Raw genomic sequence first — 14,483 nt, forward strand, 5'->3', positions numbered from 1 at the left:
AATACCAGAAAGCCCCTAAGAAATATTTACGAGACGGCAGACATTGCTTGACCCGCGGCGGGATCGACCAGCTCATGGTACAATTTCAGCACATCACGCGCCATGACGGCGGAGGAAAATACCGCCTTTACCGCCTCCGGCTTCGGCATCGTCCTGCCATGCCAGCCGGGCATGGTCAGCGTTTCCGCCATCACGCGGGCTAGGTCGTCGGCATTGCCGGGCTCCACCAGTGCCGCGCTGTCGGCGCCGAGCACTTCGGGAATGCCGCCGACGCGGCTGGCGATGACCGTCTTGCCGGCGCCGAGGCCCTCGAGGACGATATAGGGCATGGCTTCGGCGCGCGAGGGAACGACAAGGTTCTGGGCCATCGAAAAAGCCTCGTGGACGCGCATTGCCGGCAGCATGCCGATGCGCTTGCCGAGGCCGCGTTCGACCATCATCTCGCGGTAACGGTCCCGGTCGGGCCCGTCACCGATCATCAGCGCCGATAGCGGCCGGCCGAGCAGCCGCTCGGTCTTGGCAAAGGCATCGACAAACAGATCGGGACCCTTGAGGTCCCGGAGCATTCCGACATAGATGAAATGGACGGCATCCGAGCGGGTGGGGATCGGTTCGAAATCACGCTCGCCAATGCCGTTATAGATCAGTCTCGTCTTCGTCCGTGGCCTGCCCACCTTGCGCATATAGGTGTCGCGCTCATATTCGCAGATGAAGACCAGCGCGTCGGTGAAATATTCCTGCAGGCGCTCCATCCTGAGGACGAACTGTCCGCTGAGCGAGGAGCGCGAATAATGCAGGCTTCCGCCATGCGCGGTATAGAGGCGGGCTACGCGATACCTGTTCACCCGCAGGGCTGAGCCAGCAAGTCGCGCGAGCACGCCGCCTTTGGCGCCGTGCCCGTGCAGCACATCCGGCCGCAAACTTTTGATTTTCTTGTAGGTATCCCACATCGTCGCAATGTCGGACGGGCTGACCGAGCGTCGGATCGGCACGCGAGTCAGGCCGAGCGAGAGATAGGGACGAATATCGTCGAACAGGCTGTCCTCATGCTCGCCGCCGGTCGAGCTGTCGCATAGGATGCCGATCTCATGACCGGCCTTGCTGTGCTCCTCGACCAGATCGCGGACATGGCGGAAAATTCCGCCGACCGGCGACCTGAAGCAGTGGAGGATGCGGAGCGGCTTCTGTTTTCTCATAACTCAGAAGAGCCGTTCGCGGACGTAGATCGTGTCGCCGGCGATGATCGGCCCCGATATGTTGATGCGGCCGGTCAGCACCTGTCCGTTGATCTTGCGGGTGACGTCGACCATGCTCTGGTTGGCGCGGCTGGTGAAGCCGCCGGCAACGGCGATGGCATTCTGTACGGTCATGCCGGGAACATAGGCATACTGGCCGGGCTGGCCGACCTCGCCCATGATAAAGATCGAACGGTAGCGGTCGACGTCGATGGTGACGTCGGGGTCGCGAAGATAGCCCTGCTGCAGCTTCTGGGCGATCTGCCCCGAGAGTTGCTGCAAGGTTCGGCCGCGGGCAGGGACCTGACCGATGAGGGGGAAGGCGATATAGCCGGCCTGATCCACCGTATAGGTATTGGTCAGGCTCTGCTGGTCGAAGACGGTGATGCGCAACCGGTCGCCGCTATCAAGCGTATAGGGCTGGATGGTCGCCTCGTTGAAGGCTTTCGGCGCCGGCTTGTACGTCGTGCAGCCGCCCAATGCTGCCGTCATGGCTGCAAGGCTCAGGGCCAAAAAGATTTTGGGCGGGGCGACAGACATCCGCTTGTGCTCACAGAAATGAACTCGGTGAAGCCGTTATCGATCTGTTAGGGTTAATGCCCGGTAAAAAGGGCATGACAATTTCCTAAGTTCTTTGCCGATCCGGCACATTTCTTGGCAAATCACCATTAACCGTTGAGTTACCACGGTCGTTTACGCTTGCGGCACCTTTGTTGTGGAGTAAGAGCATGTCCGGCGTATCGCGTGATCAGGATGTGGACATCGATCTCGGCCAGCTGGTTCGCGCCGTCTGGGCGCGCCGGCTCAGGATTTTGACGATCACGCTCGTGGGGGCGGGCATCGCCTTCGCCGGCGCCAAGATCATGTCGCCGCAATATCGCAGCGAAACCCGCATCCTCATCGAACCCCGCGCGCCGGCCTTCGCCAGCACTCAGCAGGTAAACGACGCAGGCGCCGGTCCGCTGATGGACGAGCTGAATATCGCCAGCCAGGTGCAGCTCCTGCAATCTGCCGATCTCCTCAAGAAGGTGATCAACGACCTGAAACTCTACGATCTGCCGGAATTCGACGATGCCGCCAGCGGTTCGGCGATGAGCAGCATCCTGGTGACGCTGCATCTGAAGAAGAACCCGATGGAGAACCCGCCCGAAGAGCGGGTGATCGACGCTTTCGTCGAGCGGCTGCAGGTCTATCAGGTGCCGGGCTCACGCGTCATCGGCATCAGTTTCACCTCCAAGGACCCGAAGCTCGCTGCCGCCATTCCGAACGCCATGGCGAATGTCTATCTTTCCACCCAGAGCGGCGCCAAGCTCGATTCCAATTCCGAAGCGACTCGCTGGCTGGAGCCGGAGATCGAAAGCCTGCGCCGCAAGGTCAGCGAAGCCGAGAAGAAGGTCGCCGAATATCGCACCAGCCACGGGCTCTTGCAGACGAACGGCACGACCACGTTTCCAGCCCAGCAACTGAACGACATCTCCGCCGAGCTCACCCGCGTGCGCGGCGACAAAGCCAATGCCGAGGCGAGGGCGCAGGCGGTGCGCAATGCGCTGTCGTCAGGCGAAGCTTCCGACACGCTGCCTGACATCATGTCCTCGCAGTCGATTCAGCGGCTGAAGGGAACGGAATCGGGCCTGCAGTCGCAAGTCTCAGACCTGCAGACCAGCCTTCTCAATAGCCATCCGCGGCTGAAAAGTCTGCGTGCCCAGCTTGCCGACATCCGCGGACAGATCCGCCAGGAAACGCAGAAGATTCTGGCGAGCATCGAGAACGAGGCCAAGGTCGCCGATCTCCGGGAACGTGAGCTCGAGCGGCAGAAGGACACGGTGCAGGCCAACAGCGCCCGCGCCGGCGAGGACGAAGTCGGCCTCAATGCGCTGGAGCGCGAGGCGACCGCCCAGCGTCAGCTGCTCGAAACCTATCTGGTGCGCTACCGCGAGGCGGCCTCCCGCGCCGACAGCAACTCGAGCCCGGCCGACGCCCGTATCGTTTCGAAGGCCATCGAGCCGGTCGATCCCTATTTTCCCAAGGTCGTGCCGATCGTCGCCGTCGCAGCTGTCGCCATACTGATCCTCAGCGCCATCATCACCATGCTGGCCGAACTCTTCAGCGGCAGGGCGCTTCGCCCGGTCGATGCGTCGGCTGAGACAATCGAGACGGAAACGGGCGCCGAAGAGAAGATTACGCCGCAGGCAGCTCCCGTCGCCGCCGTCCGGAGTCCCGCCCGACCAAGCATGCTCGCCGTGGTCGCCGACCAAGAGGATGCGATCGACGAGGACGTGGAGACTGCCGCTGAGGTACCGGAGGACGACAATGAATTCTCCGTCGCCTCGGTTGCCGATTATCTCACCGGCAGCCGGGCGCCGCTGGCAATCGCGATATCTCCGACCGGTGACGATGGTTCCGCAGCGACGGTCTTGCTGACCCGCATTCTTGCCGATGCCGGCCGCCGCGTCATCCTGATCGATATGACCGGTTCCGGCTACCCCACGGAACTGATGGCCGAAGACGAGGCCGCTCCCGGTGTCACCGACCTGCTGTGCGGCGAGGCCGCCTTCGGTGATACCATCCACAGCGACCGGCTTTCCGATGCCCATCTGATCCCGCAGGGCCGGAGCGACGTACGCCGTGCCATGCGCGGTGTCGATCGGCTGTCGCTGCTGCTCGATGCGCTGGCCGCTGCCTACGACCTCGTGGTCGTCGAATGCGGCGCTGCCGATGTCGCCGGCGTCTCGCGCCTGACGCGCAGCCGGGATGTCGAGATCATCCTCTCGCTGCCGCAGCTCGAGGAGACCGTTTTCGTAACACTGATGACGGAATTCCAGGCCGCGGGCTACGAGCGCGTCGTGCTGATGTCGGAGGGCGAAGCGGCCGAGCAGAGGCTCGGCCAGGCGGCCTGACGCATGGCGCGTGTGCTGCTCTTTTGCGGCAGCCACATGGGTAGGATAGACCGTTCAGCCGATCCTTGCCCGGATCCCCTGGGCGAATCTATAGAGCTTCGGGCGCGCCTTGAGATGCGCCTTGCCGCGCGTGATGATCCTGTGCGCGGCGCCGGCGGCGATACCGATAGGCGAAACCGGCAGCACAACGTCGTAATGCGCGGTCTCGACCGGCGCCCAGGATCGTTTGTAGGTCTGATCGCCAAGGCCAAAATCGAACAACGCGACGCCTTTGCCGTGCAATCCCGAGATGGTCTGCCAATAGAGGAATTCGCCGGGGCTCGTATCCGGCACGAGGTCTTCGTCGATCGCCCCGAATTGGCAGATGACGTGATCGCCCTTGCGCGAGATGCCTGAGATCGCAGCGATCCGGTCCTCATTCGCGCCCTTCAGCCGCAGGACATGCATCTGAAGGCCGAAGAACTGCCTTGTTTCATCCTGCTTGTCGATGAGTCCGTGCAGGAAGGCCCGCGTTTCCCGGTCGGCAAAGACGTCGGGCAGGCCAAGGCTGGCGAAGCGGGTACTTTTCAGACGGAAGAAGATATCGAGCAGGCGATGCTGTTCTTCCGATGTTTCGGGGGTGACGTATTCGGCACCGCCGACGGCCTCGAGACGCCTCGATTGAACGCGGAATTTCTTACGCCGGCTCTTGGCGTTGATCTGTTTCAGCGTGTCCTCGAAACCGGCAAGGAGCGGCAGTTGATAGGCGTGGTTCTGGTTTTGCACCATCGGCAGCCCGGTGAGCGGCGTCTGCCGTCCGCGCCATTCCAACGGAATGTTTTGCAGCAACAGCAGATCGGCCTGCCCCTTCAATGCTTGCTGAAGCTGACGAGCGAATTTTTCGGCGTCGATGCTGCCGCCGCTTTCGGCGAAATTCCTCGAGAATAGACCGGTATTGATATTGCTGTGATCGGCAGCGATGAATTTCGCGACGGCAAGACCACGCGACTTGACGATCTCGACCGGCAGGATGAAAGCCGTCTCCCCGGCATAGGTGCCTTTGAGGATCGCCAGCGGCCGTCGAAAGGCGCTTACCCAGGCGGCGCACCAATCGTAGCTCTGATGTAGCGACTGGAGATTGTCAACCTCCAGCGCCCGCCAATCATCTTCCAACGGCTGCATCGCATCGCAAACGGCGATGTCGATTTTGGCCATGGCAAGTTTCATGCTCACCTGGCGTAGGCGTGAAATCGCCGTTTCGGCCAGTGCGCCATCGTCTGACGGCTGTTCATGGACGTCGCACTTTTGCGTCTGCACGGGAACTCTCCGGTCAAAATGCTGAGCGGGAAGCTAGCTATGCAGGGCGTATATTTGGTTTAATCGTCGGCTATCAGCGAGGTTTTCCGCCGATCACGGTTATTCGGCCGTTAATGGCTTACTGCTGCCGCGGTCCGGCCATCCATTTGATGATCACCATAGCCGGCAAGATCCAAAGCAGGCCGGTGAGCAGAAAGTAGAGCAGGTGCCCCCACCACGGCGCGTTACCGAGCGTCGCCACTGCGATCGTGTTCGCCACCAGCGCGTAGACGAGCACGAGCACGATGATGAGGGTCGTGCCGATGAATTTGCGGAGGCGGACGGGCATTTTGATCTCTTGTCTGGGTGGCGCGAACCGGCGCGACGGCATGCCGCAAAGGTTCGGGGCTTGTTTTGCATGAGCCGGTGGGGCAAATCAACTGCCGGATAGAAGGAGATATCATGGCCGTCGCGAACCTCACCACGGAACAGGCGATCCTGAGCGAAGTGCGCAAGCAGAACCGCAATCGCCGCGCCTTGCGGCTGTGGCTCGGCTTCGTGCTTTTAGCGCTCTTCTGTCTCGTGCTCGTTGGCGGCGCCACGCGGCTGACCAATTCCGGCCTGTCGATCACCGAATGGAAGCCGATCCATGGCGTCATTCCGCCGCTGTCGGCTGCCGAATGGGAGGAGGAGTTCCGCCTCTACCAGCGCATTCCCGAATTTCAGCAATTGAACAGCTCCATGACGGTCGACGAGTTCAAGGGGATTTTCTGGTGGGAATGGGCGCACCGGCTGATCGCTCGCGGCATCGGCGTGGTCTTCGCGCTGCCGCTTATCTTTTTCTGGCTGACGGGGCGCATCGAAAGGCGCTTGCGCTGGCCGCTCGTCGGCATTCTGGCGCTCGGCGGCCTGCAGGGTTTTATCGGCTGGTGGATGGTGTCCTCGGGTCTTTCCGTCCGCACCGATGTCAGCCAATACCGGCTTGCGACACATCTCGTCATGGCCTGCCTGATCTTTGCCGGCTGCATGTGGATCATGCGCGGTCTCTCCAGACATTCCAACGATCCGGCGCCGGCGCGCAGTTCGCGCGGTTTTGCCGCCGTCATCGCCATCTTCGCGCTGTTCCAGATCTATCTCGGCGCGCTGGTGGCCGGGCTCGACGCCGGCCTTTCCTACAATACCTGGCCGCTGATGGATGGTGCCGTCATCCCCTCGGATCTCTTGATCCAGCAGCCCTTCTGGATCAACGCCTTCGAGAACCCGAAGACCGTGCAGTTCATCCACCGCGTCGGCGCCTATGCGCTCTTCGCGCTGACCTTGATCAACATGGTCATTGCCCTGCGCGCCGCCCCCTGGACCACCCATGCCCGACGCGCCGTCGTGCTTTTCTCGCTGGTGACGCTGCAGGCCGCGATCGGTATCGCCACGCTACTGCTGCAGGTGCCGCTTCACTGGGGCCTGCTGCATCAGGCCGGCGCTCTGGTGGTCTTCGGTTTCGCCGTCGCCAACTGGCGCGGCTTTTACGGCGAATATCCGTACGCCACGGCAATCGCGGAGCGCGATTGAACCGCACGTCGTTTAACGCAGCACGCTGTCGAGCAGCGGCATGCCGATGATCGCCGCGGCGGCGATCAGCACGTAGCAGGCGATGCGGAAGGTCCGTTCCTCGGCCAGCCCGAACAGTTTCGAGCCGCCGTAAAGCCCCAGCGCATAACTCGGCAGAATGACGGCCGTCAACGCAAAGACGGCGGGGACGAACAGTCCGCCGATATAATAGCTGATGGCGCTGAAGATGGTGGAAATGGAGAAATAGAGCACGACATTTGCCCGGACGCGCGTGAAGTCGCTCTTGCCGCCGAGCCAATAGGCGACGACAGGCGGTCCGCCGAGCTGTGCGGCGCCGCTGAAGAGGCCGGCAATCAGGCCGACGCCGCTGCTGAGCGGTGCCGAAGGCCCGCCGCGGTAACGCCATCCCGAGACGAGAAGCGCGAGCAGTGAGATCGCGATGATCGTTATGCTCCAACGCAGCAGCGTCGGGTCGAGCAGTGCCAGCATCGCCGTGCCGGCCGGCACCCCGAGTGCCGCACCCGCGGCCATGACGAAGACCTCGGGCCGGTTGGCGTTGCGCCAGGCGGGTGGGATCATCCCGAGCGTGGCGATGCCGTCGATGACGAGCAGGATCGGCGAGGCCAGTTTTGGCCCGATGATGGCGCCACCGAGGGGAATGAAGATCAGCGCTGCCCCGAAACCGGAAAAGCCCCGGGCGAGCCCGGCGATGAAGGCGTAGGCCATCAGGGCATAGATACCGTGATCGGGCAGGGCGGCGGCAAACCAGGCCCGCCCGTCGCTGATAAGCGCATCCAGCGTCATGCCGTCAGGAAGCGAGCATCAGGTCCATGTTCTGCACGGCGGCGCCTGAGGCGCCCTTGCCGAGATTGTCGAGCAGCGCCACCAGATTGACCTGGGAACCGCCCGGCGTGCCGAAGACGAAGAGCTTCATCGTGTCCTTGCCTTCGAGTTCGACGGCGTTGACACGGAGGAGCGCCTTGCTGTCGGCGAGCGGCACGACGGTGACGATGTCCTGGCCGGCATAGTGAGCAACGAGAGCCGCGTGGATGGTTTCCATCGTCGTACCCTCGGCGAGATCGTCGAGATGCAGCGGCACCTGCACGATCATGCCCTGCGCGAACTTGCCGACCGATGGCGAGAAGATCGGTGCCCGATCGAGCAGGCCATGCACGGTCATCTCGGGCACATGCTTGTGGGTGAGGGGAAGACCGTAGAGGAAGTGCGGCGCGCTGATCGCATCCGGGTGATCCGGATTTTCCATCTGGGCGATCATCTGCTTGCCGCCACCGGTATAGCCGGAGACCGCATTGACCGTCACCGGATAACCATCCGGCAGGATCCCGGCGGCACGCAGCGGCCGGATCAGGCCGATTGCGCCTGTCGGATAGCAGCCGGGGTTGGCGACGAAACGGGCGCCCTTGATCTTGTCGGCCTGCGCGCCGTCCATTTCGGCAAAGCCGTAGGCCCAGCCGGGATTGACGCGGAAGGCGGTCGACGTGTCGATGACGCGCACATTGTTGTTGGCCGAGACCATCTGAACCGCTTCCTTCGATGCCTCGTCGGGCAGGCAGAGAATGGCGATATCAGCGCTGTTCAGCATGTCCTCGCGCAGGGCGGCGTTGCGCCGCTCGGCCTCGGGAATGGACAGAAGCTCGACATCGCGGCGGCCGGCCATGCGCGTGCGGATCTGCAGACCCGTCGTGCCGTGTTCGCCGTCGATGAAGATTTTCGGTGCCATGTTAACCTGCGCTTTCAATGGGTTCGGAAGGTTTCCGGATTCATTTCGGGATAATAAGTCAGCCTTGTGACACTGCGATGGCGCGTCGCTCCGCATGAAGCCCCAGCATATACATCGCCACCGTTGCCCCGGCAATGGCGGTGATATCGGCATGGTCGTAGGGCGGCGAAACCTCGACGATATCGGCGCCGCGGATATCGAGCTGATGCAGGCGCTGCAGCACTGAGAGGATTTTGGCGCTCGACGGTCCGCCGGCGACCGGCGTGCCGGTGCCGGGCGCAAAGGCCGGATCGAGGCAGTCGATATCGAAGGTGAGATAGGCCGGCGCGCCGCGCGTGTGGGATACGATCGCCGACGCGATGTCGCCGGCAGTCATATCCTCGACCTGATGACCATAGAGAATATTGATGCCGCAATCCTCCGGCGCATGGGTGCGGATGCCGACCTGAATCGACCGATCGGGGTCGATGATGCCTTCACGGGTGGCCCGCGCGACGAAGGAGCCATGGTCGATGCGCCGCTCTTCGTCGAACCAGGTGTCCTGATGCGCGTCGAACTGCACGAGCGCCAGCGGCCCATGTTTTGCCGCATGGGCTTTCAGCAGCGGCCAGGTGACGTAATGATCGCCGCCGAGCGTCAGCAGAAAAGCGCCGCTGTCGAGAATCACGTTCGCCTGGCGCTCGATAGCGGCTGGCGTGTCCTGATGATTGCCATAGTCAAGCAGGCAATCGCCGTAGTCGATCACGGCCATGTCGGCGAATAATTCGCGGTTGAAGGGATATTGCGCATCATTGTCGAAGATCGCCGATGCGCGCCGGATTGCCTGAGGACCGAAGCGTGTGCCTGGCCGGTTCGACGTGGCGGCGTCGAAAGGAATGCCCCAGACGGCGACATCGACGCCGGCGAGTTCCTTGGTGAAGCGGCGGCGCATGAAGGACAGCGCGCCGGCAAAGGTCGGGTCACTGGCGGCGGAGGTGAGGCTGGTCGCCGTGAAGGCGTGGTCGATGGTCTTGTTCGCCAAGTGGGGCTCCTTTTTCGGTCGTGAAAGGTCAAGGCGTCGACAACGGGTAGGCGACCGGGCGCCGAATTTCAAGCAATCGGAAAGGAAGTGGCGGCAAAAGCATGCCGCGATGCCGGCGTGGAAGGAGGTGCTGGCAGACCATACAAACAAAAAGGCCGGGTTTCCCCGGCCTTCGTAAAATCCATTTGTTCGAAACGACTAGCGCTTCGAGAACTGGAAGGAGCGGCGGGCCTTTGCCTTGCCGTACTTCTTGCGTTCGACGACGCGGCTGTCGCGGGTCAGGAAGCCGCCCTTCTTCAGCACCGAGCGCAGGCCCGGTTCGAAGTAGGTCAGCGCCTTGGACAGGCCGTGGCGAACGGCACCGGCCTGGCCGGAGAGGCCGCCGCCGGCAACGGTTGCGACGATGTCGAACTGGCCGTCACGGGCAGCCGCAACGATCGGCTGACGCAGGATCATCTGCAGCACCGGGCGGGCGAAATATTCCGCGAATTCCTTGCCGTTGACGATGATCTTGCCGGAGCCCGGCTTGACCCAGACGCGGGCGACGGCGTTCTTGCGCTTGCCGGTCGCGTAGGAGCGGCCGAGCGAATCGACCTTGCGGACGTGGGCCGGAGCAGCAGCTTCGGAAGCCGTGCCGAGATCCTTCAGGGAGGAGAGGTCAGCCATGATCAGGCGCTCCTTACGTTCTTTTTGTTGAGCGCGGCAACGTCGAGGGCGACCGGCTGCTGGGCTTCATGTGGATGGTTGGCGCCGGCGTAGACGCGCAGGTTCTTCATCTGGCGACGGCCGAGCGGACCGCGCGGAACCATGCGCTCGACGGCCTTTTCGAGGACGCGCTCCGGGAAGCGGCCTTCGATGATCTGGCGCGCGGTGCGTTCCTTGATGCCGCCGGCGTAACCGGTGTGCCAGTAGTAGACCTTGTCGGAATACTTCTTGCCGGTGAAAACGACCTTGTCGGCATTGATGACGATGACGTTGTCGCCGTCGTCAACGTGGGGCGTGAAGGTTGCCTTGTGCTTGCCGCGCAGGCGCATAGCGATGATGGAAGCGAGACGGCCAACGACCAGCCCTTCGGCGTCGATGATCACCCACTTCTTCTCCACCTCTGCAGGCTTCTGGGAGAAGGTAGCCATAGTGAATACTCTCTTTTGGGACCCTTGCCCGAAGGCTGGAAGGGCGTTTCTTGTTGCTTGAATTGGCAGGCGCAAGGCGTGCCAAAAAGAAAGCAGCCGGGAAGGCTGCGTTCTGGCGCGGTGTATAAAGGGAATGTGTCATCGGGTCAATATCGACATGTCCGGCAATGTCAAAAGAAACATAAGCAAAAACAGTAATTTAACAATGTGGTATTATGTTGCCTCAAATTAGTGGAGCGGGAAACTGCGATATTGAAGGTTTTTTCCCACGCCGCGTCCGGACTTGTGAGGCCGAAGCGGTGTTAATCCTTGCACTCGCGCAGACATTTCATCATTTCGCGAAGGCCGCGTGTCAGATGTTTGTCCCGGCGCAGCACCATGCCGAGCCGGCGTATGAGCTTCGGCTTCAGCGATGACGTCGTCACCAGGCCGGCACGGCCGCGCTTGAGCGCCAGCCCCGGCAGGATCGACCATCCGAGCCCGACGGCCACCAGTTCCTTGATCGCCTCGACGCTGCCGAATTCCATTGCGGGATGGGTTCTGCCATCGGGGGCGGCGAGCCACGCGTCGATTGCCCTTCTGGTATTGCCGCCCTCGTAAAGCAGCAGCGTCCTGTCGCGCATGAAGGCGGCGTCCGGTCCGCAGTCGGGCAACAGGCTGCCTGCGGGCGCGACAGCCAGCAATTCCTCCTCGTAAAACGGTTCGATCTCGAAGTTTCGTCCCGATGCCGGCAAGGCCACGACGGCGATGTCTAGGCTGTTGGCCTCCAGATCGCGCAGAATATCGTCGGCATTGCCGATATGGACGGTGATTTCGAGGCCGGGCATGGATTTCCTCGCGGCGGCGATGGCGCGTGGCAGCAGATGGATCGAGGCCGTGCCGCCGCTGCCGATGCGCACCCGACCGCTGGCGCCGTCCCTGTGGGGCATCATTGCTTCTTCCGCCGCGGCCGCTTCCTGCAGCAGACGCCTCGCGTGCGAAAGCAGGTCGAGGCCGGCCGCCGTCGGTTGCGCCCGCCGCCCGACGCGCTCGATCAGCCTGACGCCGAGCCGCTTTTCGAGGCCTTTGATCTGCAGGCTGACTGCCGGTTGTGTTACGCCCTCCTTGTCGGCGGCGGCCGTAAAGCTTCCAAGATCGGCGACGTTGACGAAGGTCGCGAGCTGATCGAGATTGAGCGGCATCCAAAGAATTCCTTATGCATATCATAATATCCATAAGCTTCTTTCGGAGGGTCTTCCAGCGCATCTTTTCTCCGTTGAGAAAGGACAAAAGATGACCTTGGAATTCGGCGAGCTATTAGCGACACCGCGCAACGCCCTTCGGTTGAAGCTTCGCGAGACGGCGCGCCGGGGCCGGTGGCTGCGGGCGGCCATCGAGGTTCGGCTCGAAAAGCGACGCAGCCGCCGCAAGCTTTCGGACCTCACCGATGATGAGCTTCGCGATATCGGTCTGACCCGTGCGCAGGCGACGGCCGAGACATCGAAATCGTGGTTCTGGTTTTGACCACGCCGCAGCCGGAGGGCGGATCCTGCTCGAAATTGCCGGCGCCTTGTGGCAGAACAGGTGTGTGGAAATCGAGCGCAGGGAGCAGCATCATGGCCGAAATCGTATCCTTTCGAAAGGACGCGGACAGGGTGGACGGATTGTTGCTCCGCTCGCTACGCGACGGCGTGCTGCGGCTCGTGCTCAACGATCCTCCGGCCAATGCGCTTTCGAATGCGCTTCTCGAGGCGCTGTTGGCCGAGCTCGAAAAGGCGGAGGCGGATTTGGATGTGCGCGTCGTCGTCATCGCCTCGACCGGCTCCGTCTTTTCCGCCGGCCATGACCTCAAGGAACTCACGGCCCATCGCATCGACGAAGATCGGGGCGCTGCGTTCTTCGAGAAAAGCTTCCGGCTCTGCGCCGATCTGATGCTGAAGATCGCGCATCTGCCAAAACCTGTTATCGCCGAGGTGGACGGGCTTGCAACGGCTGCCGGCTGTCAGCTCGTTGCCTCCTGTGATCTGGCGATCTGCACGGACACGTCGACGTTCTGCACGCCGGGCGTCAATATCGGCCTGTTCTGTTCGACGCCGATGGTGGCGGTTACCCGTGCCGCCCACCGCAAACAGGCGATGGAGATGCTGCTGACCGGCGAGACGATCGACGCTTCGACTGCCAAGGATTTCGGCCTCGTCAACCGCATCGTGCCGAAGCAGTATCTGGCGCAGGTCGTTTCCAAATATGCGGCCGTGATCGCCGGCAAATCGCCATTGATCCTGAAAATCGGCAAGCAAGCATTTTATCGGCAGCTCGAGCTGCCGGTGGAGGCAGCCTATGACTATGCCGCCAAGGTGATGGTGGAGACCATGCTGACGCAGGATGCGCAGGAGGGCATCGGCGCCTTTCTCGGCAAGCGCAAGCCGGAGTGGAAGGGCGAATGATCACGCCAGCTTCAGAACCAGCACGCCGGCCGCGATGACGACGCCGGCGGCGTAGCGCCAGATTCCGGCTTTTTCCTTGAACACGGCGACCGAGATCACCAGTGCGAAGACGATCGCGGTTTCCCGCAACGCGGCAACGGTCGCGACCGGAGCCTTCGTCATCGCCCAGAGCGCCAGTCCGTAAGATGCAATCGAACCCGCGCCGCCGATAAGGCCGCGCCACCAGTTGCGGCGAACGTGGCGTGCCACTGTCAGGCTGCCGCGCCGGGACGCCGCCCAGGCAAACAGCAGTATGGGCGGCAGCAGCGACATCCACAACGCATAGGAAACCGCGTTGCCTGAAAGGCGGGCGCCGATGCCGTCGACATAAGTGTAGCTGGCAATGACAAAGGCATTGGCAATGGAGAGGAAGACGGCGCTGCCGCTGCCGCGACGCGCCTCCAGAGCGAGCGTCAGGACGCCGGCTGAGATCGTCATGATGCCGGCGAGCGCGGCGCCGGAAAGGTCTTCCTTGAGGACGACACCGCTTGTCGCGGCGATCAGCAACGGTGCGCAGCCACGCATCAGCGGATAGACCAGGCCGATATCGCCGGCCCGGTAGGCGGCGGCAACCAGCTGGAAATAGGCGAACTGCAGGATGGCCGACGCGCCGATAAACGGCCAGGCAGCATTTTGCGGCAATGGCAGAAATGCCAGAAACGGCAAGGCCGATACCGCGCCGCCGGCCGAAATCAGCGCCGCATCAAGGGATTTATCGCTCCCCGCTTTGACGATCGCGTTCCATGTCGCATGCAGCAATGCACCGAACAGAACGAGCAGGATGACGTCGAGGGGCAAGGATAAATCCTGGACTACGGGGAAAGACAAGCGCTTCGCCCCGACGGGGCAAACTTCTGGTTAGACAACTGCGATTTGCACGAAAATGCGTTGCCGCGGTCGCGGATGTCTTGCTGTCTGCAATATCACCCTTCCAATATCCCAACAATGGCGGGTTCAGCCGGCAATTTTTACGTGCGCTCGATATGCGTTCAATCCAGACGATCTTCTCAACTATGAGATGCTGCTAATGGACACCAGAACATAGGGTGATTTTACAAGGAACGAAAGAAGAAGATGCTAGGAGGAATTCCCGCGTGGATCTTTCTATGTTGCTGAAATACAGATATTATTCTATAACTTTGACATACGCGAA

Annotated in this window: 15 protein-coding genes; 4 read left to right on the forward strand and 11 right to left on the reverse strand. The window is 62.0% G+C overall.

Going from position 1 to position 14,483, the window contains the following annotated elements; all coding sequences use genetic code 11:
- Positions 1 to 26 precede the first annotated feature (26 nt).
- Both A7X77_RS06675 and A7X77_RS06680 read right to left on the reverse strand, forming a co-directional pair.
- Entirely contained in the window at positions 27 to 1,196 is a 1,170-nt protein-coding gene (locus tag A7X77_RS06675; RefSeq protein WP_064682188.1) for a glycosyltransferase family 4 protein, read from the reverse strand.
- A gap of 3 nt (positions 1,197 to 1,199) precedes the next feature.
- Positions 1,200 to 1,775: a polysaccharide biosynthesis/export family protein gene (locus A7X77_RS06680; protein WP_064682189.1), complete on the reverse strand. Its 576-nt coding sequence runs from the start codon at positions 1,773 to 1,775 to the stop codon at positions 1,200 to 1,202.
- Between the two features lie 188 nt (positions 1,776 to 1,963).
- Here A7X77_RS06680 and A7X77_RS06685 point away from each other — a divergent pair, with 188 nt between their 5' ends.
- Positions 1,964 to 4,132 (forward strand): GumC family protein, encoded by a 2,169-nt coding sequence (locus A7X77_RS06685; protein ID WP_064682190.1) that lies wholly within the window; start codon positions 1,964 to 1,966, stop codon positions 4,130 to 4,132.
- Positions 4,133 to 4,186: 54 nt separating this feature from the next.
- On the opposite strand, the gene A7X77_RS06690 is transcribed toward A7X77_RS06685, so the two are convergent.
- Together A7X77_RS06690 and A7X77_RS06695 are read right to left on the reverse strand one after the other, a co-directional pair.
- A complete protein-coding gene (locus tag A7X77_RS06690; RefSeq protein ID WP_064682191.1) occupies positions 4,187 to 5,428 on the reverse strand; it encodes a GNAT family N-acetyltransferase in 1,242 nt (413 codons plus the stop codon).
- Between the two features lie 118 nt (positions 5,429 to 5,546).
- Positions 5,547 to 5,756, reverse strand: coding sequence for a DUF2842 domain-containing protein (locus A7X77_RS06695; protein WP_064682337.1), 210 nt, complete (start codon positions 5,754 to 5,756; stop codon positions 5,547 to 5,549).
- 113 nt (positions 5,757 to 5,869) lie between these two features.
- Between A7X77_RS06695 and A7X77_RS06700 the strand changes: the two genes are divergently transcribed.
- Complete coding sequence (locus A7X77_RS06700; RefSeq protein WP_064682192.1) at positions 5,870 to 6,973, forward strand: COX15/CtaA family protein; 1,104 nt, start codon at positions 5,870 to 5,872, stop codon at positions 6,971 to 6,973.
- Between the two features lie 12 nt (positions 6,974 to 6,985).
- Here A7X77_RS06700 and A7X77_RS06705 read toward each other — a convergent pair whose 3' ends face one another.
- The 6 genes from A7X77_RS06705 to A7X77_RS06730 form a co-directional block, all read right to left on the reverse strand.
- Positions 6,986 to 7,777 (reverse strand): sulfite exporter TauE/SafE family protein, encoded by a 792-nt coding sequence (locus A7X77_RS06705; RefSeq protein WP_064682193.1) that lies wholly within the window; start codon positions 7,775 to 7,777, stop codon positions 6,986 to 6,988.
- Positions 7,778 to 7,781: 4 nt separating this feature from the next.
- On the reverse strand, positions 7,782 to 8,714 hold the full coding sequence (gene argC / locus A7X77_RS06710; protein ID WP_064682194.1) for an N-acetyl-gamma-glutamyl-phosphate reductase: 933 nt from the start codon (positions 8,712 to 8,714) through the stop codon (positions 7,782 to 7,784).
- Positions 8,715 to 8,772: 58 nt separating this feature from the next.
- The gene (gene speB / locus A7X77_RS06715) at positions 8,773 to 9,735 is read right to left on the reverse strand and encodes an agmatinase (protein ID WP_064682195.1); all 963 of its coding nucleotides are present in this window, start codon (positions 9,733 to 9,735) and stop codon (positions 8,773 to 8,775) included.
- Positions 9,736 to 9,933: 198 nt separating this feature from the next.
- Positions 9,934 to 10,401: a 30S ribosomal protein S9 gene (gene rpsI, locus A7X77_RS06720; RefSeq protein WP_009995734.1), complete on the reverse strand. Its 468-nt coding sequence runs from the start codon at positions 10,399 to 10,401 to the stop codon at positions 9,934 to 9,936.
- Between the two features lie 2 nt (positions 10,402 to 10,403).
- On the reverse strand, positions 10,404 to 10,868 hold the full coding sequence (rplM, locus tag A7X77_RS06725; protein WP_008521951.1) for a 50S ribosomal protein L13: 465 nt from the start codon (positions 10,866 to 10,868) through the stop codon (positions 10,404 to 10,406).
- Between the two features lie 302 nt (positions 10,869 to 11,170).
- A complete protein-coding gene (locus A7X77_RS06730) occupies positions 11,171 to 12,049 on the reverse strand; it encodes a LysR family transcriptional regulator (protein WP_064682196.1) in 879 nt (292 codons plus the stop codon).
- A 91-nt stretch (positions 12,050 to 12,140) separates the two neighbouring features.
- Here A7X77_RS06730 and A7X77_RS06735 point away from each other — a divergent pair, with 91 nt between their 5' ends.
- Positions 12,141 to 12,371, forward strand: a complete 231-nt coding sequence (locus A7X77_RS06735) for a DUF1127 domain-containing protein (RefSeq protein WP_064682197.1) — start codon at positions 12,141 to 12,143, stop codon at positions 12,369 to 12,371.
- A gap of 92 nt (positions 12,372 to 12,463) precedes the next feature.
- Positions 12,464 to 13,291 (forward strand): enoyl-CoA hydratase, encoded by an 828-nt coding sequence (locus tag A7X77_RS06740; protein ID WP_064682198.1) that lies wholly within the window; start codon positions 12,464 to 12,466, stop codon positions 13,289 to 13,291.
- On the opposite strand, the gene A7X77_RS06745 is transcribed toward A7X77_RS06740, so the two are convergent.
- The gene (locus A7X77_RS06745; protein WP_064682199.1) at positions 13,292 to 14,128 is read right to left on the reverse strand and encodes an EamA family transporter; all 837 of its coding nucleotides are present in this window, start codon (positions 14,126 to 14,128) and stop codon (positions 13,292 to 13,294) included.
- Positions 14,129 to 14,483: the final 355 nt, after the last annotated feature.

It is taken from the genome of Rhizobium bangladeshense, assembly GCF_001662075.1.
GTDB classification, from domain to species: Bacteria; Pseudomonadota; Alphaproteobacteria; order Rhizobiales; family Rhizobiaceae; genus Rhizobium; species Rhizobium bangladeshense_B.

Bases quoted from the DNA above. Each gene is read 5' to 3' on its own strand.
- A7X77_RS06680 (WP_064682189.1), bottom strand. From the start codon at position 1,775: ATGTCTGTCGCCCCGCCCAAAATCTTTTTGGCCCTGAGCCTTGCAGCC.
- A7X77_RS06705 (WP_064682193.1), bottom strand. From the start codon at position 7,777: ATGACGCTGGATGCGCTTATCAGCGACGGGCGGGCCTGGTTTGCCGCC.
- A7X77_RS06735 (WP_064682197.1), top strand. From the start codon at position 12,141: ATGACCTTGGAATTCGGCGAGCTATTAGCGACACCGCGCAACGCCCTT.
- argC (WP_064682194.1), bottom strand. From the start codon at position 8,714: ATGGCACCGAAAATCTTCATCGACGGCGAACACGGCACGACGGGTCTG.
- A7X77_RS06695 (WP_064682337.1), bottom strand. From the start codon at position 5,756: ATGCCCGTCCGCCTCCGCAAATTCATCGGCACGACCCTCATCATCGTG.
- rplM (WP_008521951.1), bottom strand. From the start codon at position 10,868: ATGGCTACCTTCTCCCAGAAGCCTGCAGAGGTGGAGAAGAAGTGGGTG.
- A7X77_RS06675 (WP_064682188.1), bottom strand. From the start codon at position 1,196: ATGAGAAAACAGAAGCCGCTCCGCATCCTCCACTGCTTCAGGTCGCCG.
- A7X77_RS06730 (WP_064682196.1), bottom strand. From the start codon at position 12,049: ATGCCGCTCAATCTCGATCAGCTCGCGACCTTCGTCAACGTCGCCGAT.
- A7X77_RS06685 (WP_064682190.1), top strand. From the start codon at position 1,964: ATGTCCGGCGTATCGCGTGATCAGGATGTGGACATCGATCTCGGCCAG.
- rpsI (WP_009995734.1), bottom strand. From the start codon at position 10,401: ATGGCTGACCTCTCCTCCCTGAAGGATCTCGGCACGGCTTCCGAAGCT.
- A7X77_RS06700 (WP_064682192.1), top strand. From the start codon at position 5,870: ATGGCCGTCGCGAACCTCACCACGGAACAGGCGATCCTGAGCGAAGTG.
- A7X77_RS06740 (WP_064682198.1), top strand. From the start codon at position 12,464: ATGGCCGAAATCGTATCCTTTCGAAAGGACGCGGACAGGGTGGACGGA.